This window comes from Gluconacetobacter brunescens (assembly GCF_048695475.1).
In the GTDB taxonomy this organism is placed as follows: domain Bacteria; phylum Pseudomonadota; class Alphaproteobacteria; order Acetobacterales; family Acetobacteraceae; genus Gluconacetobacter.
This window is the reverse complement of the sequence record NZ_JBLHEN010000001.1, coordinates 268,502-290,777: the sequence shown is the minus strand read 5'-3', so window position 1 is coordinate 290,777 and position 22,276 is coordinate 268,502. Positions and strand designations below refer to the sequence as shown.

Annotated in this window: 17 protein-coding genes; 6 read left to right on the top strand and 11 right to left on the bottom strand. The window is 65.5% G+C overall.

Annotated elements, in window-relative coordinates; translation table 11 throughout:
• Positions 1-35: 35 nt before the first annotated feature.
• From ACMAUO_RS01210 to ACMAUO_RS01185, 6 genes are all read right to left on the bottom strand, one after another.
• Positions 36-848 carry a hypothetical protein gene (locus ACMAUO_RS01210; RefSeq protein WP_420355188.1) on the bottom strand — a complete coding sequence of 271 codons (813 nt, stop codon included), beginning with the start codon at positions 846-848 and terminating at the stop codon, positions 36-38.
• 35 nt (positions 849-883) lie between these two features.
• A complete protein-coding gene (locus tag ACMAUO_RS01205) occupies positions 884-3,853 on the bottom strand; it encodes a TonB-dependent receptor (protein WP_420355187.1) in 2,970 nt (989 codons plus the stop codon).
• Positions 3,854-3,989: 136 nt separating this feature from the next.
• Complete coding sequence (locus tag ACMAUO_RS01200; RefSeq protein WP_420355186.1) at positions 3,990-4,955, bottom strand: FecR/PupR family sigma factor regulator; 966 nt, start codon at positions 4,953-4,955, stop codon at positions 3,990-3,992.
• Positions 4,939-5,517 (bottom strand): RNA polymerase sigma factor, encoded by a 579-nt coding sequence (locus ACMAUO_RS01195; protein ID WP_420355185.1) that lies wholly within the window; start codon positions 5,515-5,517, stop codon positions 4,939-4,941. Before ACMAUO_RS01195 ends, ACMAUO_RS01200 begins: the two co-directional genes overlap by 17 nt.
• A gap of 220 nt (positions 5,518-5,737) precedes the next feature.
• Positions 5,738-6,985 (bottom strand): pyridoxal-phosphate-dependent aminotransferase family protein, encoded by a 1,248-nt coding sequence (locus ACMAUO_RS01190; RefSeq protein ID WP_420355184.1) that lies wholly within the window; start codon positions 6,983-6,985, stop codon positions 5,738-5,740.
• 51 nt (positions 6,986-7,036) lie between these two features.
• The gene (locus tag ACMAUO_RS01185) at positions 7,037-7,735 is read right to left on the bottom strand and encodes a GntR family transcriptional regulator (RefSeq protein WP_420355183.1); all 699 of its coding nucleotides are present in this window, start codon (positions 7,733-7,735) and stop codon (positions 7,037-7,039) included.
• Positions 7,736-8,237: 502 nt separating this feature from the next.
• Here ACMAUO_RS01185 and ACMAUO_RS01180 point away from each other — a divergent pair.
• The 3 genes from ACMAUO_RS01180 to ACMAUO_RS01170 are packed head-to-tail and all read left to right on the top strand — an operon-like array spanning position 8,238 to position 12,891.
• Positions 8,238-10,526 carry a TonB-dependent receptor gene (locus tag ACMAUO_RS01180; protein WP_420355182.1) on the top strand — a complete coding sequence of 763 codons (2,289 nt, stop codon included), beginning with the start codon at positions 8,238-8,240 and terminating at the stop codon, positions 10,524-10,526.
• 44 nt (positions 10,527-10,570) lie between these two features.
• Entirely contained in the window at positions 10,571-11,863 is a 1,293-nt protein-coding gene (locus ACMAUO_RS01175; protein ID WP_420355181.1) for a cation:dicarboxylate symporter family transporter, read from the top strand.
• Entirely contained in the window at positions 11,860-12,891 is a 1,032-nt protein-coding gene (locus ACMAUO_RS01170; protein ID WP_420355180.1) for an Ldh family oxidoreductase, read from the top strand. Before ACMAUO_RS01175 ends, ACMAUO_RS01170 begins: the two co-directional genes overlap by 4 nt.
• A 25-nt stretch (positions 12,892-12,916) precedes the next feature.
• Here the strand turns inward: ACMAUO_RS01170 and hemA are convergent, their stop codons facing one another.
• Positions 12,917-14,179, bottom strand: a complete 1,263-nt coding sequence (gene hemA / locus ACMAUO_RS01165; protein ID WP_420355179.1) for a 5-aminolevulinate synthase — start codon at positions 14,177-14,179, stop codon at positions 12,917-12,919.
• A 99-nt stretch (positions 14,180-14,278) separates the two neighbouring features.
• The gene (locus ACMAUO_RS01160; RefSeq protein WP_420355178.1) at positions 14,279-14,743 is read right to left on the bottom strand and encodes a hypothetical protein; all 465 of its coding nucleotides are present in this window, start codon (positions 14,741-14,743) and stop codon (positions 14,279-14,281) included.
• Positions 14,744-14,918: 175 nt separating this feature from the next.
• Here ACMAUO_RS01160 and ACMAUO_RS01155 point away from each other — a divergent pair, with 175 nt between their 5' ends.
• From ACMAUO_RS01155 to ACMAUO_RS01145, 3 genes are read left to right on the top strand one after another with little or no spacing between them, the layout of a single operon-like run.
• Positions 14,919-16,898, top strand: a complete 1,980-nt coding sequence (locus tag ACMAUO_RS01155) for a transketolase-like TK C-terminal-containing protein (RefSeq protein WP_420355177.1) — start codon at positions 14,919-14,921, stop codon at positions 16,896-16,898.
• A 50-nt stretch (positions 16,899-16,948) separates the two neighbouring features.
• Positions 16,949-17,971, top strand: coding sequence for a type I glyceraldehyde-3-phosphate dehydrogenase (gene gap / locus ACMAUO_RS01150; RefSeq protein WP_420355176.1), 1,023 nt, complete (start codon positions 16,949-16,951; stop codon positions 17,969-17,971).
• Complete coding sequence (locus ACMAUO_RS01145; RefSeq protein WP_420355175.1) at positions 17,971-19,194, top strand: phosphoglycerate kinase; 1,224 nt, start codon at positions 17,971-17,973, stop codon at positions 19,192-19,194. The genes gap and ACMAUO_RS01145 overlap by 1 nt, the downstream gene beginning before the upstream one ends.
• Before the next feature lie 21 nt (positions 19,195-19,215).
• Here the strand turns inward: ACMAUO_RS01145 and ftsY are convergent, their stop codons facing one another.
• From ftsY to dapF, 3 genes are read right to left on the bottom strand one after another with little or no spacing between them, the layout of a single operon-like run.
• Positions 19,216-20,193, bottom strand: a complete 978-nt coding sequence (ftsY, locus tag ACMAUO_RS01140) for a signal recognition particle-docking protein FtsY (RefSeq protein ID WP_420355174.1) — start codon at positions 20,191-20,193, stop codon at positions 19,216-19,218.
• 1 nt (position 20,194) lies between these two features.
• Positions 20,195-21,442, bottom strand: a complete 1,248-nt coding sequence (gene mtaB, locus ACMAUO_RS01135) for a tRNA (N(6)-L-threonylcarbamoyladenosine(37)-C(2))-methylthiotransferase MtaB (RefSeq protein WP_420355173.1) — start codon at positions 21,440-21,442, stop codon at positions 20,195-20,197.
• Positions 21,439-22,263: a diaminopimelate epimerase gene (gene dapF, locus ACMAUO_RS01130; RefSeq protein ID WP_420355172.1), complete on the bottom strand. Its 825-nt coding sequence runs from the start codon at positions 22,261-22,263 to the stop codon at positions 21,439-21,441. The genes mtaB and dapF overlap by 4 nt, the downstream gene beginning before the upstream one ends.
• Between the last annotated feature and the right edge of the window lie 13 nt (positions 22,264-22,276).

Below are 22,276 nucleotides of genomic sequence, written 5' to 3'. Positions count from 1 at the left end.
GCCGGGTTCCTCCCGGCAGGGCCACGCCATCCCCGCTACCCGCCGTTCGCCACGCCAGTCCGCGAGATCACGCTCTCGACCATCGCCGTACGCCGGCGATCGATCGTCCAGATATGATCGGGATGCAACACGTCCCAGTCGAACGCCTGGCCATTTGTGGGCAAAGGCAGGGTCTCGAGATGGACGAGGCGCCCCCCCGTTTCGGACAGCGCCAGAACATAAAGTTCCGTCCGGTCGTGACCGGTCACATAAAGCCGGTTATCCGCTCCCCATCGCCCGCCTGACGAACTGAAATGGCCGAACCGCTCCAGCACATCCTGCGGAAACAGCCATGCTTCCTGGCGGACGAACTGTGAATCCATTCGCACAAGGATGGTCGACCGATGATCGCGCGGCGCCTCCCCGCCCTCGCCATCGTAATTGGCAAAACACGCCCACCAGCTTCCCGCATGCCAGTCGATCCAGGTCAGCGACCCTAATCCCGGCCCGAAACTGTGCGAGCGCACATGCCGCATCGTGCGCGCATCGAACCATTCGACGGAACTGGTCATCGGCGTGTTCGGATAGTTCGACATCGCACAGACCAGTTCGCCACCCATCACCTGGCAACTGTTGATATGGATATAAAGCGCGGGGTCACCCTCCCACGATCCGACGCGCTGCCCCGTCGCCCGGCTATATTGGCCGATGCGCCTGTTCTGCACGGCGTAGAGAAATGTCGCATCATTGGCGACACCCTGCGTCGCCTCCAATGCCGGCACAACCCGGACGATTTCAGGCGTCGCGGCGACGGGCTCCGCCGCAACCGCCCGCGCAGCGGCCAACGCCGCCCCCAGCGTCATGGCCATGACCCGACAAGGTTTCCGGAGCAACATGGCTATCCTCACATCTTGGGCTGAAAGCGTACACCGAACCACAGGCTCCGGCCCGCCGGATGCATATCCTGGACCAGGTTGGCGCTTGGCCCCATGCGGGTCTGATACCCCTCGTTGGTCAGGTTCTGCACCTGCCCCGTCACCGACATCCATTTATTGACCCGATAGCTCAACTGCATGTCGAGCTGCGCACGCGGCTGCATCCACATATCGAGCCAACTGGCCGAACCCGAGGTATAATAAAGATATTTTCCAGTCATATTATAGGCGAAGCGCGCTTCGAAATTCCGGTCCGAATACAACAGGGACGCATTGTAGATATGGTCCGGCTGGTTCGCCAATCCGCCCATGCGCCGCTGCGATCCGTCGCTCATCTGCTCCTCGAACCAGCCCTGCAGGAAGGTCGCATTGAAGGAAACACCGAAATTCTTCAGCACCCCGGGCAGAAAACCAAACTTCTCTCGCACCAGCTGCACCTCAAGTCCGCGCAACCCGGCACCCGAAGCATTGAGCGGCTGCGATATGATAGCCTGTTCCGTAATCCCGTTCAGCGTAGCCGTTCCAAGCGTGCTGCGGGTATAGATCGCATCATGGATATCCTTGTAGAACAGGCCGACCGATACCATGGTGTCGCGCCCCGGATACCATTCGTAGGCCAGGTCATAATTCCATGAATGCAATGGCTTCAGGTTCGAATTGCCCTGGGAGATCGTATAGGTGCCATTGCTTTCCGACGTCGTGGTGGCCCCGCCGATCTGGTTATAGTTCGGCCTTCCCATGGATTCGGTAAAATCGGCCCGGATCTTCATCCGCGGGGTAATCGTGAACGTCGTCAGGACCGAAGGCAGCAGGTAATCATACTGCGCCGTGCGGGTCTGCGGCAGATATTGCGTCGTTCCCCCCGACGTCACGGCATTGATGTTGGAGACGTTCGTAAACGTATGATCCCAGCGAAAACCACCATGAATCGCAAACCAGTCATTATGCCATCCGGTCTGGAAATACAGCGCCGTGATTGATTCCATCAAATGATAATAGGCTTCCTTGTTGGTCGCCGTCTCGTCGAGCTTGCGAAACAATTCCGGATGATTGGTCAGGACGGCATGCGCCTTGACCGGATCGACGTAATAATAAGTCAGTCCCGGCGCCGAAAATACCGTGCCGGTCCGGCCCATGATGTAATCCTGCAGGCTTCCGATCTCCTGCGGCGCGTCTCCCGCCATCGGTGCCCAGTCATTGTAGGTTTCCGTATGCTGGACATTGGTCATGGTCTGCGTGGCACCCGCTCCCAGCCAGAACCCATGCCCCAGATCCCAATGCCAGTCTCCACGCAGAAACCGCAGTTTCGTCTGTAGGGAATATTGATAATCCCTGAAATATCGTGGCCCGTAATTGCTCAGATTGTTTGCCGCCGCCAGGTCATTGAGATAAATCGAGGGCACCCCACCTTTCACGGTATAGCTGTACCCATAGGGGGCGGAATAACTCGTCTTGTCTTCCGAATTCCCGGTATTGCTGTATACCATGCCGGTGTTCCACTTGAACATCCAATCCGACAGATGGTCCTGGGCCTCCGAGTCCGCGGCAACCAGGTCCAGCTTCATACGGTTCGTGATATCGTAATGAAGATTGCCGTTTACAAAAAAGGTCTGGTGCGTTTCCGGCTGTACGGCATCGCCGAACTGATACTGCCCTTGCGTCAGCGTGCCCGTATCGGGCGTCGCACCCGCAATCCACTTGCCCGAGGGCATGGAAAGCGCCTCATTGCGCACTTCCTGGTCGACGGCGTGGAAATAGCCGCCCGACAGGGCCATGGACAGACGCGACGTCGGCCGCCACTGCAATTTTCCATTCAGGCTGTAACGCTTGTAGGCATCATCGAACGCATAATCCTGCACACGCACCGGCACGGCGGCGGCACCAGGCGCATGGGCGGCGGCATCGGTATTGATGGCACTGCCCGAGGCCGCGCCCGAGGCCCCGTAATACGCCCACCCATCCCCCGATGAGTCGCCCGGCAGAATGGCATGCGCGGCCGAGTTGAGTTCCTGATAGCTCCCGGCCAGAACCAGGCCGAACTCCCGGTTCTTGCCGAATACGCGCGTAACAGTTCCATCTACACGCCAATTTTCACGGCGGGGCTCCACGACGGTGCCAGACTGGTTGTTCCAGCCGCCCAGCAACTGGACGTCAGCGGAATTTCCGTACTCGTAGGCGCTCTTGGACAGCATATGAACCTGGCCACCCAGGCCCTGCGGATCGTTATAGGCATCGATGGTCTTGAGAACCTGCAATTCACCGACCAGAGATGACGGGACCAGATCGAGCCGCATGCCGCGCTGCGGTGACGTGACGTTGTCCGCCGACGCCAGTTGCGCCCCATCCAGCGTGATCAGATTATAGGAATTATCCAATCCCCGAATGGTCACGTTCTCCATCTGGTTATCGGAGCGACCATCATTCTGGCTCGGCAGGGTCGAAATACCCACCATCCGCCGCGCGGCTTCGACGATCGTCAGGTCCGGCGCCGAGCGGATCTGCTGGGCGCTCAGCGTATCGAAGATCTGGTCGCTCGTCCGTTTGGTCAGCGTATTGTCATGGGTCGCCGAAACGACGATTCGCTCACCATCGGATTTTACCGGCTCCGCGACATGCTTCGCCCCCAGGATCAGAACGGAATCATGCCGCGACTGCACGACAAGCCCGGTGCCCGCCAGAAGGTGCGACAGCGCCTGCTCGGCGCTCATCACCCCATGCACGGCATGGGTCTGTATATTCCGCGCCGAGTTCTCACGCAGCATGATCTGAATGTCCGCCTGCCGCCCATAGACAACGGCGGCACGGGAGACGGGCATGCTGTCAATATCGAACCGACGCACCTCGGCGCGGGCGGAGGCAAGCGAAAGACCGAGCGTCAGGCCGGTGGTCGTCAGAAGGATTGCAGCGAAGCGGGCATGCGGGAACGATGAATGCGACACGGTTTTTCATATCCACCAATGATACGTTCCCTTCCTTGATCCCGGAGACCGCAAAACCCTCCTCCCAAAACCCCCTTATTTTTATTAAGCTTTTCTGACAGAGACTATTCGGACCGCAAAAGGCGGGAAACCCGCGTCAGAGCAGTTCCAGTCCACGCGCGGATGCCACCAGCCTGACATGGAACATGCGGCAAAGACTGCGCGCGAACGTCTCGGGCTCGGTCAGCGAAAAAATCCCGTCAATCCGCTGACGCGAGAGCACCGCGTCGGAAGAGAATATTTTCGTATCGTTATAGAGATTGATCCTTCTGATCGCCTCGCCTACCGAGATGGCCCGCAATTCCAGCCGCCCATGGCTCCAGGCAGAGACATATTCCAGGTCATCCGCGCTCAGGCTCCCCTCCTGCCACCTGCCCGAGGGAGTCAGCCGGACCCATTGCGCCCGGCGCAGCATGTGCACAGGCTGCCCGGCGCCACCGCGCAGCCGGGCGTCTCCGTCCAGCAGCAGCACGCTTTCCCCATCGGCGTCACATCGCATCACGAGCGATGCCGCCACGGTATCCAGCGCCACACTCCCGGCCCGCACCGAGATCGGCCCCTGCCGCCAGTCCACCCTGACACGCCCCGCCAGCAGCTCGGCATGGATCCGGCCTCCCCGCGTCAGGCAAAGAAGCTGCGAGGTCCGATCAAGGCGAAAATCCCCGCCGGTCAGTCGAACAGGCTTCGGCAATTCCGAGCCCGAACGGAAAAACCGCACCGGTTCACGCGCTTCGCCCGGCCCGGCCGTGACACCCAGCGTCGCGCCGACCAGCAGCGAAGCCGCAGCCGACATCACCATCCGGCGCCGTCCCATGAAACCGGGCGGCACAGGCTCCGTCGCCGGCACCGTCCCATCGGGAACGCGAAAAGCCACAACGCGATCGGCCGAGCGCCACAATGCCCTCGCCCGCAGGAAGGCGCCCTGGTGCCGGCTATCCGCCTTCAGCCATGCATCCAGTTCCTGCGCGGCCTCGGGAGCAAGCGCGCCGCGATCCAGCCGAAGCACCCAGGCGAATGCCGCCTCGTCGACCGGATGCGCGCATGGCTCAACATTTCCCGGCATCGCGTCGTCGTGTCGCGCAAACATCCCCGCCATCAGCAGGCCGCTCGTCCGTGCCAGGCTCGCCAAACATGCCATTGAGCGCACGCAATGCCCTGGCCAGTTGTTTTTCGACCACGCTTTCCGACACCCCCATGCGCTGCGCCACCTCGCGCTGGGATAATCCGTCGAGCTTTCTGTGCAGGAGAATGTGGCGACAACGCTGCGGTAGCTCCTCGATGAACGTGTAGAGACGTGCAAGCTCCTGGCGGGCACCGAGCGTCCGCTCAGCATCCGCCCCATCATCCACGATGCTTTGCGCGTCGAAATCCGTCAGCGCCGTGATGGAAATAATGCGTGCGCGCCGGTAGTGGCGCAGCACCACGCTGCGGGCAACCGTAAACAGGTAGGCACGCGGATTGCGGATACCGGTGATATCGGCCGTAATCATCGCCGCGTAGCTGTCCTGGACGACATCGTCGACATCGATGTCACGAAACCGGCGAAGCCATACCCTCAAGGCAGCTTCATGCGGCAGAACCTGACTGGCAACCCAGGAGATTCGCTCGTCATCCGAAGGCGGCATCTTGGTCCCCGCACGAAGGAATCCATATTCCCCGTCCCGGGAAACAGCACGGAAACTGTGGAAAAGGTGTTGGCGGAAACTAGAGCAAAGCGCGCAAGAGTGATGTTGAAATTATGATGACAATCTATTCTGACAAAAGAAAGAATAGCTCGGAGCCGATCGAGGAAGCACGCAGGAGGCGATCGCGCCCGCATCCCCGATCAGGCTCCGCGCATGGATTTCAGGACCGGTCATAAACGGCGCGTGCGGCGTCGATCGCCGCCCCCGCCGGCGGGGCGTAGCCCTCGGCGCGCAGTACGGCCTCCAGCGCGCCGAGCGTGATCAGCACCTTGTGCCGCATCGCGTTGTAGCCCATCGCCCCGATCCGCCAGATTTTCCCCGCCAGCGGCCCGAACGCGGTGCCGATCTCGATCTCGAACTCCCCGCGCATCCGCGCCCGCACCCGCTCGCCATCCACGCCTTCGGGAATATAAACCCCCGTCACGTTGGTCATGCGGTGGGCATCCTGGCCATACAGGGTCAGCCCCATCGCCCGCAGCCCGGCACTCATCGCCGCACCCGCCGCCCGATGCCGCGCGAAACGCGCCTCCAGCCCCTCTTCGACCATCACCCGCGCCGCCTCGCGCGCCGCATACAGCATGCTGGTCGCCTCGGTATGGTGATTCAGCCGCTTCTCCGACCAGTATTCCATGATCATCGCCAGGTCGAAGTAGTTCGACCGGATCAGCGCTCCCGGCCCCTCGTCCAGGTCCGCGCCGCGTATCCCCGCCTCGACATGCCGCCGCTTCATGATATGCGCCGCCGCCCGGTCGGAAATCGTGATCGGCGAGGACCCCGGCGGCCCGCCCATGCATTTCTGCAGGCCGCCCGTCACCACGTCCACGCCCCATGCATCGGCCGCCACCGCCATGCCGCCCAGCGTCGCCGTGGCATCGACATAGGACAGCACGCCATGCCGCCGGCAGATCATGCCCACACCCTCCAGCGGCTGCGCCATCGTGGTCGAGGTATCGCCATGGATCGCCGCAAGCACCTGCGGGCGATGCGCCACGATCGCCGCCTCGATCTGCTCCGGGCGCGCCACCTCGCCCCATGGAATATCCAGCGTGCAAATCTCCGCCCCGATCCGCTGTCCGATCTCCGACAGCAGCAGCCCGAACCGCCCCGCCTGGATCACCAGCAGCCGCGCCCCGGGCTCGACCAGCGACACCAGCGCCGCCTCGATCCCCGCCCGCGCCGTGCCGTCCACCAGCAACGTCCACCGGTTCTCGGTCATGAACACGCGGCGATACAGCGCCATCGTCTCGTTCATGTAGCGCGTCATCTCCGGGTCGAACTGCCCCAGCATGTCCGCCGACATCGCACGCAGCACGCGCGGATGCACATTCACCGGGCCAGGCCCCATCAACAGCCGATGCGGCGGGTCGATCTGTCCGAACACGCTGGCTCTCCTCTCCCGTAATTCCATACAATCTTGTATACAAGAAAAGCCAAAAAACAATCGAAATCGTCCGTCAGCCTACCCGCCCGCCCCCTGCAACGCGGCCTTCAGATGGTCCAGCCGGCTCGCCGCGCTGCGATAGTTCAGCGCCTTTTCAACATGCCGGAGATGAACATCCATCAGGCGCGCGGCCTCGGTGGAATTTCCCTTCTCCAGCGCGTCGATAATCCCGCCATGCTCGCCGCAGGATTCGTGCGCGTCGTGCGACGACTGATACAGGGCGGCGATCAGCACCGTGCGCGTCGTCAGATCCTGCAACAGCGACGCCAGGACCGGATTGCCCAGCGTCTCGGCCAGGCAGACGTGAAAATGCCCCAGAAGATAGCTGCGCTCCGCCCGGTCGCCGCTGGCGATGGCCTTCTGTTCCGCCCGCACATGCTCGCGCAGGGCGCGGATCATGCCCGGACTCGCCCGGTCCAGCGTCACCAGCATGCCCACTTCCAGGGCCCGCCGGGCATCGATGGTATGCCGCGCCTCCTCGACGGAAGGCTCGATGACGAACCAGCCGCGCCGCGCGGAAACCTCAACGATCCCCCGTGCCTGCAGGCGCATCATCGCCTCGCGGACCAGCGTGCGCGACACCCCGAAAATCTCCGACAGTTCCTTCTCGCCCAGACGTTCGCCCGGCGCGATCCGCCCGGAGAGAGCCGCATGGATAATGCGATCCTCGATCAGGTGCGGGTTCTTGTGTGCATCTTTTTCGGTTTCATCTCGCATACAAGAAGTATGCGCAGACCGATGCGGTTCGGCAATCGTCATCATGCCGCGGCACGGCGAACGGCCTCCGCCACGCACCACCCAGCGTCGATGATTTTTTATTCAATTGCCCATCGAAATGAACAACACTTGTGCAGAAAAACAGGCTCCCATAAATACCCGACCGAAAGATTGATTTTTTCAGTCATAAAATCAATCCATTAATCCATTTTATAAATTTTCTGTCACGTTCTGATTCCCACGCATTTTTCGAAAGCGTTTCGTTCCGGATTGTTTTAAATCTTGTATGCAACATTGCCTCTCACAAATTCTTCGATTTGTAGACCAGTCTAAAACACCATTTCATATATGAAATCATGAACACCACGCCGACCTGACGCCATCCCCCAGCCACCGGGGCCCATCGCCGAACCCGCAGGGCCCGACCAGACCAGACCAGACAAGGAAGACAGACATGCTCCTCCCGTGCCGCGCCGAGCTTTCCTTCCGAAGGCAGGCCATCATGACCAGTGTCCTGGCAGGCGTTATCCTGCCGCTGCCGGCCCTGGCCGACACGACCGGACAGGTCCCGCCCGCCGACACGCCGGCACGCGCCGCGCCTGCCCACGCCGCCGCCCAGCCTGCCCCCGCCAGGGCACCCGCATCGGCCGAAGCCGTCATGGTTTCCGCGCGCCGGGGCGCGAGCGGAGCCGGCCAGCACGACGCCCATTCGGAAACGCTGATTTCCCGTCAGGAACTGACCAATCGCAATATCCGCGTCATGACCGACATCCAGCGCGTGGCACCCAACCTCACCATCCAGCCGTCCTTCGGCTCAGGCGCCCTCAACTTCACCCTGCGCGGCGTCGGCCTGATGGATTTCACGCAGAACAACACGCCATCGACCATGCCGTATCTCGATGGCGTGGCGCTGCCGGTCTCGATCATGACGACCGGCATGATGTTCGACCTCGACGACATCTCCATCGCCGCCGGCCCGTCGGGCTACACCCACGGCCAAGCCACCACGGGCGGCGAAATCGACTTCCATACCGCCGACCCGACGCGCCAGTTCCATGCAGGCATCACCGAGGATATCGCCAGCTACGGCCGCAACCGCGTCGAAGGCTACGTCTCCGGCCCGATCTCCCGCTCCGTGTCGTTCCGCATCGCCGGCCAGTCCATGACCGGCGGCGGCTACCAGCACAACGCGGCCGGCCAGGGCTTCGGCAACGCCAATCTGGGCGCCCTGCGCGCCAAGCTGAAATGGGATATCGACGACACGTCGAACCTGATCATCGGCGGCCACTGGACGACGGACCAGTCGGAATACGCCTCCGGCCACAATCTCTACAATTCCTACAACGTCCCGGTCACGCAGGACCTCTACCAGACCGAATGGGGCCTGGACCCGCGTTTCGCCAAGATCATCGGCATCGACGGCAGCAACACCAGGCCGCGCGAAGACAATATCTTCTGGGGCGCCAACGTGCGTTATACGAAGAATTTCTCCTGGGGTCGCCTGTCGAGCATCAGCGCCTATGAAATGGCCGACGAGCACGAACTGACCAACCAGACCGATTCCGTCCTGTCCTACGGCAACATGTTCCGCAACAACCAGACGAACGTGTTCTCGCAGGAAGTCAAACTGGAATCGATCGATCCCAACGCCCGCTTCCATTGGGAAACCGGCATGTATTACAGCCGGTCGCGCATGGCGCAGAATTTCTGGTACGATTCCTCCGACCGCCCCGGCACCACGCCGCTCAACGAAACGCGCTACGGGCAGAATCAGCAGAATTTCAACCAGTACGTGCAGCTTTCCTACCGCATCCTGCCCAAGCTGCGCCTGATCGGCGCGATCCTGCATGAATCCGACGACCGGCAGATGCTCAACGTCACCAGCACGAACTACAACCTGAACACAGGCGCCATCGAGGGCAAAACCAACTTCGGCAACAGCGGCGCATTGAGCAACGAGTTCGGCGGCCGTGTCGGCGCGCAATACCAGTTCACGCGCAACGTCATGGGCTATGTCATGTTCAGCCGCGGCTTCAAGCCGGGCGGCTTCTCGGCCAACATCACGCAACAGGCGGCCCAGCTCCGCCCCTTCAAGCCCGAACAGATCCTGACTTATGAAGGCGGTTTCAAGACCATGCTGTTCGACCGCCGCCTGCGCCTCAACGCCGCCGGGTTCTATTACGATTACCGCGACCAGCAGCTTCTGGGCACGATCCTGGTCCCGCCCTACGGCGTGCTGGGCGGCTATGTAAACGCCCCGCGCTCATACATCTACGGCGCGGAATTCGACGCCGAGGCCCACCCGTTCCGCGGCATGGTCCTGACGCAGAATTTCGGCTACCAGAACGGCGTCTACACCCAGTTCCAGAGCCTCAACCGCTCGGCCACCACGGCCAATTTCGCCGCAACCGGCGTCTGGCAGGCCATCAACACCAATTACAACAACGTCAATATGGGCCTGGCCAACCTCACCCTGTCGGGCGCCGCCACCTACACATGGAATGTCTTCCGCGACTACCGGATGACCTTCGACGTCGATTATTCCTATCGCGGCCGCCAGACCCAGCCGCAATATATCGGCCAGACCGGCATCTATCGCTCGCCGGCCTATTTCCTGGTCAACTCGTTCCTGACCTTCGCGGCGCCGAAGCAGCATTGGTCGGTCACCGTCTACGGCCAGAACCTGGCCGACCGCCGCTACTGGCTGTCGGCCGGCACCCAGGCCACCTTCTACGGCGTGATTCCCGGCATGCCGCGCTTCGTCGGCGCACGCATCAACTACACCTACTAAACCGGACCCGCAGCGCCCCCTGTCACCAGCAAGGACCCCACCGGATGAGCGAGACGACCCTCCCCGCGACACATACCGGACCCACCGCGCGCCCCGGCATGTTCCTCCAGGTCGTCATCGCCACCCTGCTGGGCCTGGCACTGGGCGTCTTCGCGCCCAACCTCGCAGCCCAGACACGCTGGGCCAGCGACCTGTTCCTGCACCTGATCGTCATGGCGGTGGGGCCGCTGCTATTCTGCATCGTGGTCACCGGCATCGTCGGCGCCGGCTCCCTGCGCACGGTGGGGCGGCTGGGCGCCAAGGCGCTGCTCTATTTCGAGGCGATGACCACACTGGTCCTCCTCCTCTCCGTCGGGCTGGCGATGCTTCTCCAGCCCGGCCGCGGCATCGTCTTCACGCCCACGGCAGACGACGCCCGCATGATCTCGTCCTACGCCCACAACGCCCATGTGATGCATGAAGGCGGCATCACGGAATTCCTGCTGGGGCTGATCCCCCACACGCCCGCCGACGCCTTCGCGCAGGGCAACGTGCTGCAGATCCTCTTCTTCGCCATCCTGTTCGGCTGCTGCCTCAACCAGATCGGCGAGGCCGGCGCGCCGATCGTCCGCCTGATCGACGCCCTGTCCGCCCTGTTCTCGCGCATGATGCGCTTCATCATCGCGCTGGCACCGCTCGGCGTCTTCGGCGCCATGGCCACCACCACCGCGCGCTACGGCCTGGGCGCGATCGGTCACCTGGCAGCTTTCGTCATCCTGTATTTCGTGGTCATCACCCTGTTCGTCGTCGGCGGACTGGGCCTCTGCCTGCGCCTCTCGGGCGTCAGCCCGATCGGCTTCTTCCGCTATTTCCGCACCGAATTCGCCATCACCTTCGCCACCACCGCGTCCGATGCCGTGCTGCCCAGCGTCATGGCCAAGCTGGAACAGATCGGCGTGGACCGTCAGGTGGTCGGGCTGGTGGTGCCTGCCGGCTATTCCTTCAACCTCGACGCGCTGTCGATCTATCTGGGCCTCGCCGTCATCTTCCTCGCCCAGGCCACCGGCACGGTGCTGAGCGCGTGGCAGATCCTGATCATGCTCGCGACCGCGCTGGTCACCTCCAAGGGCGCGCACGGCGTGCCCGGCATCGCCATCGTGGTACTGGCCGCCACCCTGTCCGCCATTCCCTCGATCCCCGTCGCCAGCCTGGTGATGCTGCTGGCGGTGGACTGGTTCGTCGGCATCGCCCGCGCGGTGGGCAACCTGGCCGGCAACTGCGTGGCACCGGTGGTGATCGGCGCCTGGGAAGGCAAGCTGGACCGCAAGCGCGCCGCCGAAATCCTGGGCCGGCCATGACCGACATCCTCCTCGTCGACGCCGAGACACTGGCCTCCCGCGTCGCCGCCGCACTCCTGGCTGCCGGCGCCTCGCCCGAATCCACTTCCGCCACCACCGAAGCGCTGATGCACGCCTCGCGGACCGGCATCGACAGCCACGGGGTCCGACTGGCCGCGCATTACGCCACCATGCTGCGCGCCGGCCGGCTCAACCGCACACCGCGCCTCACGATCCGACGCACCGCCCCGGCCACCGCCATGCTTGATGCCGATAACGGGCTGGGCCATTTCGCCTGCGCCCGCGCCATGGATCTGGCCGTCGAAATCGCGGCTGAAACCGGCGTCGGCGCGGTCGGTATCGTCCGCTCGTCGCATTGCGGAGCCGCCGGCGCCTATGCCCTGAAGGCCGCCGAGGCCGGAATGATCGGCATCATCACCAGCAATTCCGACGCCAACGTCACGCTTTTCGGCGGCACCCTGCCCTTCCACGGCACCAACCCGATCGCCATGGCCGCCCCCGTCAGCGGACAGGCCCCATGGCTGCTCGACATCGCAACCTCGTCGATCCCCTTCAATCGGGTCCGGCTCTACCGCTCGCTGAACCGCCCCCTCCCCAGCGGGGTAGCAGCCGACGCACAGGGGCATGAAACCACCAACCCCCATGAAGCGGACATGCTGCTCCCCCTCGGCGGCACGGATTACGGGTTCAAGGGCGCGGCACTGGCCGGAATGGTCACGATCCTCTCCGCCGTCCTGACAGGGGCCACGACCGATGCGGACATGATCCCGATGACGGACACCAACGACCATACCACGCCGCGCAATGTCGGACAGTTCTGCCTGGCGATCGACCCCGCGCGCTTCGTGGGCCGCCCAGCCTACGACCGGGCAATGACCCTCTACCTGGATCAACTCCGCGCCGTCCCGTCCACCGAGGCGGATCACCCCGTCATGGCGCCGGGCGACCGCGAATGGCAAACCGCCCGCCACCGCGCCACGCACGGAATTCCGATCGACCCCGATACGCGGCGCTTCCTCGATCTCTGACCCCGTCAGGGCCGAGAAAGAGGAATCAGGCCGCCGCCTCTTCCTCGTGGCGGGCATTGATCCGCAGCAGAGTCCCCAACGCCGAGACCATCTCGTCCATCATCTCGTCCGTATGGTGCGGTCCCGGCGTCAGCCGCAGCCGCTCAGTCCCGCGCGGAACGGTGGGATAGTTGATCGGCGTGGCGTAGAGCCCGAAATCCGTCAGCAGCCGCCGGCTGATCTCGTTGCAGCGATCGGCATCCCCTACCGGGATCGGCACGATATGGCTGGGCGTGGGCATGAACGGGATGCCGGCCTCGGTCAGCTTGGCGCGGAACGTCGCAACGCGCTCGAACATCTTCTCGCGCCGCCAGTTCTCGCGCCGCACCATGCGCACGCTGGCCAGCGCTGCCGCCACCACCGACGGCGGCAGCGCGGTGGTAAAGATGAAGCCCGACGCAGCGCAGCGCAGATAATCGATCAGCTCCGCCGACCCGGTCACGTAGCCACCATGGACGCCGAACCCCTTGGCCAGCGTGCCCTCGATGATGTCCACCTGGTCGGCCACGCCGTCACGCTCGGCCACGCCACCGCCCTGCGGGCCGTAAAGCCCCACGGCATGCACCTCGTCCAGATAGGTGATCGCGCCATATTTGCGCGCGAGGGCACAGGTGGCGCCGATATCCGAGACGTCGCCATCCATCGAATACACGCTCTCGAACGCCACGAGCTTGGGCGCATCCTTGGGCGCGGCGGCCAGCTTGGCCTCCAGGTCCGCCAGATCGTTATGTTCGTAGATGACGCAGGAAGCACCCCGCGCCCCCTTGATCCCGGCGATCATCGAGGCATGGTTCTGCCGATCGGAAAAGCAGATCCACCCCGGCATGCTGGTCAGGATCGTCTGCAGGCTGGCCTGGTTCGACACATAACCCGAGACGAACAGCAACCCGGCTTCCTTGCCATGCAGGTCGGCCAGTTCAGCTTCCAATGCCGCATGCAGCGGGCTGGTGCCAGCGATGTTGCGGGTGCCGCCGGCCCCTGCCCCATGCTCGCGGATCGCGGCGATCGCGGCCTCGGCCACCGCCGGCTCCACGCCCATGCCCAGATAATCGTTGGCCGACCACACCACCACCTCACGCTCCATGGGCGGCTCGGCGACTGGAGCGGTCACGTAGTCGTAGACAGGGTAGCGATCCGCCTGGCGCGCCAGCGGCGTGAAGCGGCGATATCGTCCCTGTTCGCGGATACCGTCGAGGGACTCCCGGCAGAAACGGTAGAAAGGATGCCGATCCACGTCGATACTGGGCACGCTGTCATTCTCCTGCGACGCCGCTGCGGGCTCACCGGTCCGCACGGCCGTCGTCACCAAGGTCGATCCGCCGATATGGCTGCGGATCACAATCCCGTTTTATCGCACATACACCCGGACAGCGCCGGTGGTCATCGACGAATCCGACATGGCGGCCATTTCCACCTGTTCCGGTCGCGCGCCGGCGGCCACGATGGCCGCCGCCACGTCCCGGCCATAGGTGGCCACGGCCTGACGCATGGCCAGAGCCTCCTGGTCCGGCGTCGGCCCGGCCGGAACCATGACCCGCACCGTGAACAGCACGTTCGGCTTGCGCGCCAGCGCCCGCGCAACCGCGCCTTGCAGCGCTGGGCGCCATTCACCGTCCGGCGTGCCGGCGCGGATATCCACCAGCGGCGGCACCGGGCGTGGCGCGGGCGGCGCAGGCGGATAATGCGGCACAGGCGGCCGGCTGGCGCGCGGATCGAAGGTCCGCTGGTCCACCAGATTGCAGCCGGCCAGCCCGGTCGCGCACAGGGCGGACACGGCCATCAGGGTCGAGGCGGAACGAAAGCGATGAAGCATGGGCCGCCACGGTTACAGCATCCACGATACGGAGCAAGAGTCTTGCCGCAGGAAGGCTTCCGGATGCCCCCCGAACCGTATCGCGCTTGCGAAGCCTCCTGCACGATCCTATAGCCGACAACGACAGTTTCGCCGCCCGCCGGCCCGATCGCCGGCCTTCAGGACGCCTTGCCCCATGCTCCGCGCGCAGACCGACACCGCCCCCGAGCTGGACGCGCCGCCCGCCGACGCCCCGGCCGAGCCGGCGACGCGCGAGACGATCCACGCCCTGCGCGACGCGGTCAGCACGTTTATCGGCACCCGATTGGACGATCCGGCCAAGGCGGCGCAGGCCGGGGCGATGGCGGTGCCCGCCTGCATCTTATGGAACCAGTTCCTGCGTTTCGACCCGGCCAGCCCCGACTGGCCCGACCGCGACCGGTTCGTCGTCTCCTCCACCCGACACCGGCCGCTGCTGGATGCCCTGATGCGCCTGGCCGGCCAGACGGCGGCACCCGAGGCCGCGCCAGTCGAATACGGCGCCCACCCGGCGGTGGAAATGGCGTTCGGTCCCAGCGGCCAGGGGCTAGGTGCGGCCATCGGCATGGCCCTGGCCGAGCGCCAGCTCGCGGCCCGGTTCGGGCGCTCGATCGTCAATCACCGGATCTGGGCCCTGTCCTGCGGTACCGAACTGGCCACCGGCGTGGCGATGGAGGCCGCCTCGCTGGCTGCCCGGATGCGGCTCGACCGTCTCACCGTCCTGTTCGAAATCGCCCCCCACGAGGAAGACGAGGCCGAGGACACACTGGCCCGCTACGCCGCGACCGGATGGATGGTCCGCAAGGTCGCCGCCGACGACCACGACGCCGTACAGGCCGCCCTTTCGGCGGCAATCCGCTCGCGCAAGCCCTCGGTCCTCGCCTGCTCCGCCCCGCCCCGTTCCACGCCGATCCGCTCCGCCACCGGGCCGGCACCCGATCATTCGACGCTGCTGTGGGCCCGCGCGGCCCGCCGTGGCGCATCGGCCCGGCGGTCCTGGCTGCGCCGGCTGGTCAAGCACCGGCAGCGTGCGGAATTCGAGCGCATGGCCGCCCGCCGCCTCCCCGCCTTCTGGCGCGAGGACTGGCTGCGGGCCTGGCACAGTTCCTCCCTGCCCGCGATCCTGCCCGATTCCGGCCATGACACGACATTGAGCTACGGGCGCCAGGGGCTGGACATCCTGCGCGAGCTGGTGCCGGAAATGCTCTGCCTGTCTTCCCGCCGTGGCCGCGAACGCACCGAGGCGATGCCGGTCGACCAGACGCTCCCCGATTGCGGCACCCTGGTCCACGGGCTGGCGGCGCTGCTGAACGGCATCGCGGTGCATGGCGGGCTGGTGCCGTGCGGGGCGATCACCTTCGTCGCCATCGACCGCATGCGCCCGGCCCTGCGTTTCGCGGCGATGATGCGCCAGCAGGTGATCTACCTGCTGACCGACGACGGGCTGGCCCTCAGCGAAGACGGCGCCGGCTGGCTACCTGTGGAACAACTGGCCAGCCTGCGCGCCATGCCCAATGTCCTGGTCTTCCGCCCCGCCGACCGGCGGGAGACGATGGAATGCTGGGAACTGGCCCTGCGCCGCGCCGACGGCCCCAGTCTGATCACCCTGTCGCCGATGGCCACGGATGCGAACGCCCCGCCCGATCTCCGCCAGCGCCGCCCCCACGACGGCAGCGCCCACGGCGGCTACGTGATGGAAGAGGCCCGCGGCCCCCGCCAGGTCACGCTGATCGCCACCGGCAGCGAGATGGTCATTGCCCGGCAGGCCCAGCAAATGCTGGTGCGCGACGGCATCAGCGCCGCCCTGGTCTCGCTCCCCTGCTGGGAACTGTTCGCCCGGCAGGACGCCGCCTACCGCGCGCAGGTCCTGGGCGATGCGCCACGCATCGGCGTCGAGGCCGCCTCGGGTTTCGGATGGGACCGATGGCTCGGCCCTCATGGCGCCTTCATCGGCATGGAAGATTTCGGCGAAGCCGCGCCATCGGGCGAACTGTACCGCCGACTGGGCATTACAGCCGAGCGGATACACGAAACGGCGATCCGCCTTGTCGGCGAGACGGGACGTGACTTTCCATCGCCTTCGGGGCAGAAAGCGGATGGCTATCGCGCACGATCCGTCGCGGGAGGCAACACATAGCCGGGGCCGGTTTTCCGGCCGGAGCGGCTGAAATTCGGGAGAGAAATAGAATGGCTGTCAAAGTCGCAATCAATGGCTTCGGGCGTATCGGTCGCCTGGTTCTCCGCGGAATCATCGAAAGCGGCCGCACCGATGTCGTGCCGGCGGCGATCAACGACCTGGGCAGCGTCGCCGACAACGCCCACCTGCTGACCTATGACAGCATCCATGGCCGCTTCCCCGGCGAAGTGCGCGTCGATGGCAACAATATCGTCATCACGGCCAACGGCCGCACCTACGCACCCATCGCCGTCTCGGCCGAAGCCAACCCGACCAAGGTGCCCTTCGAAGGCGTGGACGTGGCGATGGAATGCACCGGCCGCTTCACCAACAAGGAAAAGGCCGCCCACCTGATCGAGGCCGGCGCGCGCAAGGTCATCATCTCCGCCCCGGCCAGCCATGTCGACGCCACCATCGTCTACGGCGTGAACCAGGACACGCTGACCAGCGACATGACGGTGATCTCCAACGCCTCCTGCACCACCAACTGCCTGGCACCGGTCGCCAAGGTGCTGGACGAGGCGTTCGGCATCGAATGCGGCTACATGGTCACCATCCATTCCTACACCGGCGACCAGCGCACGGTGGACACGCTGCACAGCGACCCGCGCCGCGCCCGCGCGGCGGCGATGAACATCATCCCGACCTCGACCGGCGCCGCCCGCGCGGTCGGCCTGGTGCTGCCGCACCTCAAGGGCAAGCTGGACGGCACCGCCATCCGCGTTCCCACCCCCAACGTCTCGCTGGTGTCGCTCGATTTCGTGCCGACCCGCACCCCTGCCTCGGTCGAGGCGGTGAACGAGGCGATGCTGAAGGCGGCTTCGGAAGGCCCGCTGAAGGGCATCCTGGCCTACAACACCGCGCCGCTGGTCAGCTCCGACTTCAACCACTCCATTGCCTCCTCCACCTTCGACGCCACCGAAACGGCGCTGATCGACGGCGGCAAGCTGGTGCGGATCTGTAGCTGGTACGACAACGAGTGGGGCTTCTCGAACCGCATGTCCGACACGGCAGCCGTCTTCGGCGCGCTCTGATGGCCACGCTGTCCTTCAAGACGCTGGATGCCTTGCAGCCCAAAGGGCGCAAGGTACTCCTGCGCGCCGATCTGAACGTCCCGGTGCGGGACGGCCAGATCACCGACCTCACCCGCATCGAGCGCCTGGCCCCCACCATCCGCGAACTGGCCGACAAGGGCGCGCGGGTGATCGTGGTCAGCCATTTCGACCGCCCCAAGGGCCAGCGCGTGCCCGCCATGTCGCTGGAGCCGATGGCGGCCGCCCTGGGCAAAACCCTGGGCCATCCGGTACGCTTCGCCGAGGACTGCATCGGCCCGGTGGCCGAACAGGCCGTCGCCGCCATGCAGGACGGCGATGTGCTGGTGCTGGAGAACACGCGCTTCCACGCAGGCGAGGAAAAGAACGACCCCGACCTGTCGAAGGCGCTGGCCGCGCTGGCGGACGATTACGTCAATGACGCCTTCTCCGCCGCCCACCGCGCCCATGCCTCGACCGAAGGGGTGGCGCATTTCCTGCCCTCCTTCGCCGGCCGGCTGATGGAAGCGGAACTCAACGCCCTGAACATCGCGCTGGAAAACCCGGTCCACCCGGTCGGCGCGATCGTCGGCGGCGCCAAGATCTCGACCAAGCTGGACTTAATCGGCAACCTGCTGGACCGGGTGGACGTTCTGATCATCGGCGGCGCGATGGCCAACACCTTCCTGGCCGCCAAGGGCGTCGCCGTCGGCAAGTCGCTGCAGGAAGCCGACATGCACGACACGGCCCGCGCCATCATGGCCCAGGCCGCCAGCAAGGGCTGCGAGATCATCCTGCCCGTCGACGCGGTGACGGCCACGGAATTCCGTGCCGACCCGCCGACGAAGACGGTGCCGGTCGACGCCATTCCCGCCGACGCGATGATCCTGGACGCAGGCCCGGAGACGGTGCGGCTGCTGACGGAAAAGATCGTCGGGCTGAAGACGCTGGTGTGGAACGGCCCGCTGGGCGCGTTCGAACTGCACCCGTTCGACACCGCCACCAACCTGGTCGCGGCGGAAGTCGCGCGGCGCACCCAGGCCGGTCAGTTGACCAGCGTGGCCGGCGGCGGCGACACGGTCTCGGCCCTGCGCCATGCCGGCGTCGCGGACGAGATGTCCTACACCTCGACCGCCGGCGGCGCCTTCCTGGAATGGCTGGAAGGCAAGACCCTGCCCGGCATCCAGGCGCTGGGCGAACTGTCGGAGCGGATCCTGCCGCTCTGACGATCAGGCAGCGACCCGGCCTCAGGCCGGGTCGCCCTCGCCTTCCTTCTTCTCCTCGCCTTCCGGCGACGAAAGCTTGATCGACGGCCCGACCAAGCCATTGGCGAACGCCTCGGCCGAGAACGGCCGCAGATCCTCCGCCTGCTCGCCCACACCCACCGCATGCACCGGCAGGCCGAACGTATCGGCCAGCGCCACCACGATGCCGCCGCGCGCCGACCCGTCCAGCTTGGTCACGATCAGCCCGGTGACGTTCACCAGTTCCTTGAACACCCGCACCTGCTCGATCGCGTTCTGCCCGGTGGTCGCATCCAGCACCAGCAGCACCGAATGCGGCGCGGTTTCGTCGAACTTGCGCATCACGCGGATGATCTTGGCCAGTTCCTCCATCAGCGCGCCCTTGTTGTGCAGGCGGCCGGCGGTATCGATCAGCAGCAGGTCAGCCCCTTCGGCCCGCGCGCGCTTCAGCGCATCGAACGCCAGCCCGGCGGCATCGGCATTCGGCGGCCCGGCGATGACCGGCGCCCCCACCCTTTGCCCCCACACCTGAAGCTGCTCGACGGCGGCGGCGCGGAACGTATCCCCCGCCACCATCATCACCTTCAGCCCCTGCTCGCCATAGAAGCGCGCCATCTTGCCGATGGTCGTGGTCTTGCCGTTGCCGTTCACGCCGACCACCAGCACCACATGCGGCTTCAGATTCGGGTCGGGCACGAAGGGAATCGCCACCGGCTCCAGAACCTGGGCGATTTCCGCCGCCAGCGCATTGCGGATTTCCTCATCCGTCACCTCGGTGCCGAAGCGCGAACTGCGGAAGGATTCGATCACCCGTGCGGCCACATTGGGGCCCAGGTCGGCTGCGATCAGCAGGTCCTCCAGTTCCTCCAGCGCGGCGTCGTCCAGCTTGCGGCGGGTAAAGACCGCGGCGATCCCGCCGCCCAGTTTCTGGGTCGATCGGGACAGGCCCGCCTTCAGGCGGGAAAAGAAGCCAAGTGCCATGTCAGAGGATTTCCGCCACCAGACCGTTTTCGTCAACCGCCGTCGCCCGCACGGCCACGATGCGCCCGGCTTCGGCCACACCCTCCGCCAGGCGAACCGGCGCGAATTCCTCGGAATGCCCGCTGGTCGCGGTTTCCAGCAGCACGTTCAGCGTCTGCCCCAGCAACCCGGTGTGATAGGCCCGCGCCGCCTCCTGCCCCGCCGCCCGCAGCCGCGCCGCACGCTCGCGCCGCGTCGGCACCGGCACGGCCGGCATCTTGGCCGCCGGCGTCCCCGGCCGCTCGCTATAGGGGAACACATGCAGGTAAGGCAGCCCCTGCCCACGCACGAACGCCAGCGTCTCGTCGAACAGTTCGTCGCTCTCGGTCGGAAAGCCCGCGATCACGTCGGCGCCGATGCCCAGATCCGGCCGGCAGGCCCGCGCCCGCTCGATCACGCCCACCACGTCGGCCACCAGATGCCGCCGCTTCATCCGCTTCAGCACCATGTCCGACCCGGCCTGAAGCGACAGATGCAGATAGGGCATGAAGCGCCGCTCGCCCTCCAGCAGCCGCCACAGATCCTCGTCGATCTCCACCGGATCGACCGACGACAGGCGCAGCCGCTCCAGTTCCGGCACCAGCACCAGCAGCCGGCGACAAAGCTGCCCCAGCGCCGGCTGCCCCGGCAGGTCGCCGCCCCACGAGGTAATATCCACCCCCGTCAGCACCACCTCCCGGTAGCCCGAGGCGACCAGCGCGCGCACCTGCTCCACCACCGCGCCCACCGGCACCGAACGCGACGGCCCCCGCCCGAACGGGATAATACAGAAGGTGCAGCGATGGTCGCACCCCTGCTGCACCTCGACAAAGGCACGAGTCCGCCCGGCAAATTCCGTCACCAGATGCGGCACCGTCTCGGTCGCCGCCATGATGTCCGAGACCGCGCGCCCTTCCCCCAGCGCCGTGGGCGTCCAGCTTGCGGCCTCCAGCTTCTCGCGGTTGCCCAGCACACGGGCCACGCCGGGCAGCGCCTCCCACCGTGCCGGGTCGATCTGCGCCGCGCAGCCGGTCACGACGATCCGCGCATCCGGCCGGTCGCGATGCGCGCGGCGGATCGCCTGCCGCGCCTGGCGCTCGGCCTCGGCAGTGACGGCACAGGTATTGACGATGATCACATCGTCCAGCCCCGCCGCATGGCCGCGCATCACCTCGCTCTCATAGGTATTCAGCCGGCAGCCGAAGGTCAGGATCTCGGGCGGCTTGTTCATGACGGATAGACCTCGGGATCGAACGACCCGACGAAGCTGGTAGTCGCCGGCCCCGTCATCAGCACATGCCCATCCTCTTCCCGCCAGGTAATCGACAGCGCGCCGCCATCCATCTCCACCCGGCAGGTCCGCGCCACCAGCCCCCGCCGCACGGCATTGACCACGGCGGCACAGGCACCCGATCCGCAGGCCAACGTCAGCCCGCTCCCCCGCTCCCACACGCGCAGCCGCATGGCTTCGCCGGACAGGATCTGCGCGAAGCCGATATTCGCCCGTTCGGGAAACAGCGGATCATGTTCCAGCAGCGGCCCGGCCACGACCGGCTCGAGGTCCAGAATATCGGCCAGGAAGAAGGTGGCGTGCGGATTGCCCATCGACGCCGCCGCCGGATCGCCCGCCAGCGGCAGGCGCAGCGTATCCACCGGCTCCGCCAGCGGCACGTCGCGCCAGTCCAGCGCCGGCGGCCCCATATCAACCGTCACCAGCCCCGCCTCGTCCACCGATGCCGGCAGCAGCCCGGCCCGGGTCTGCAACAGGCTCCGCCGCCGCCCCTCGTGCCGCCACAACAGATCGGCCACGCAGCGCGATGCATTGCCACACGCGCCGGACTCGCTGCCATCGGCATTGAAAAAGCGTACGAAAACATCCGCCCCCTCGCGGCAGGCCGGGCGCAGCACCACAAACTGGTCGCACCCGATCCCGCGATGCCGGTTGGCCAGGGCGGCGATACGCGCAGGCGTCAGCCCATGGCGTTCCACGCGCTCGTCCACCACGACAAAGTCGTTGCCCAGGCCATGCATCTTGCGGAAGGGGATCATCATGCGCGCCTTATAC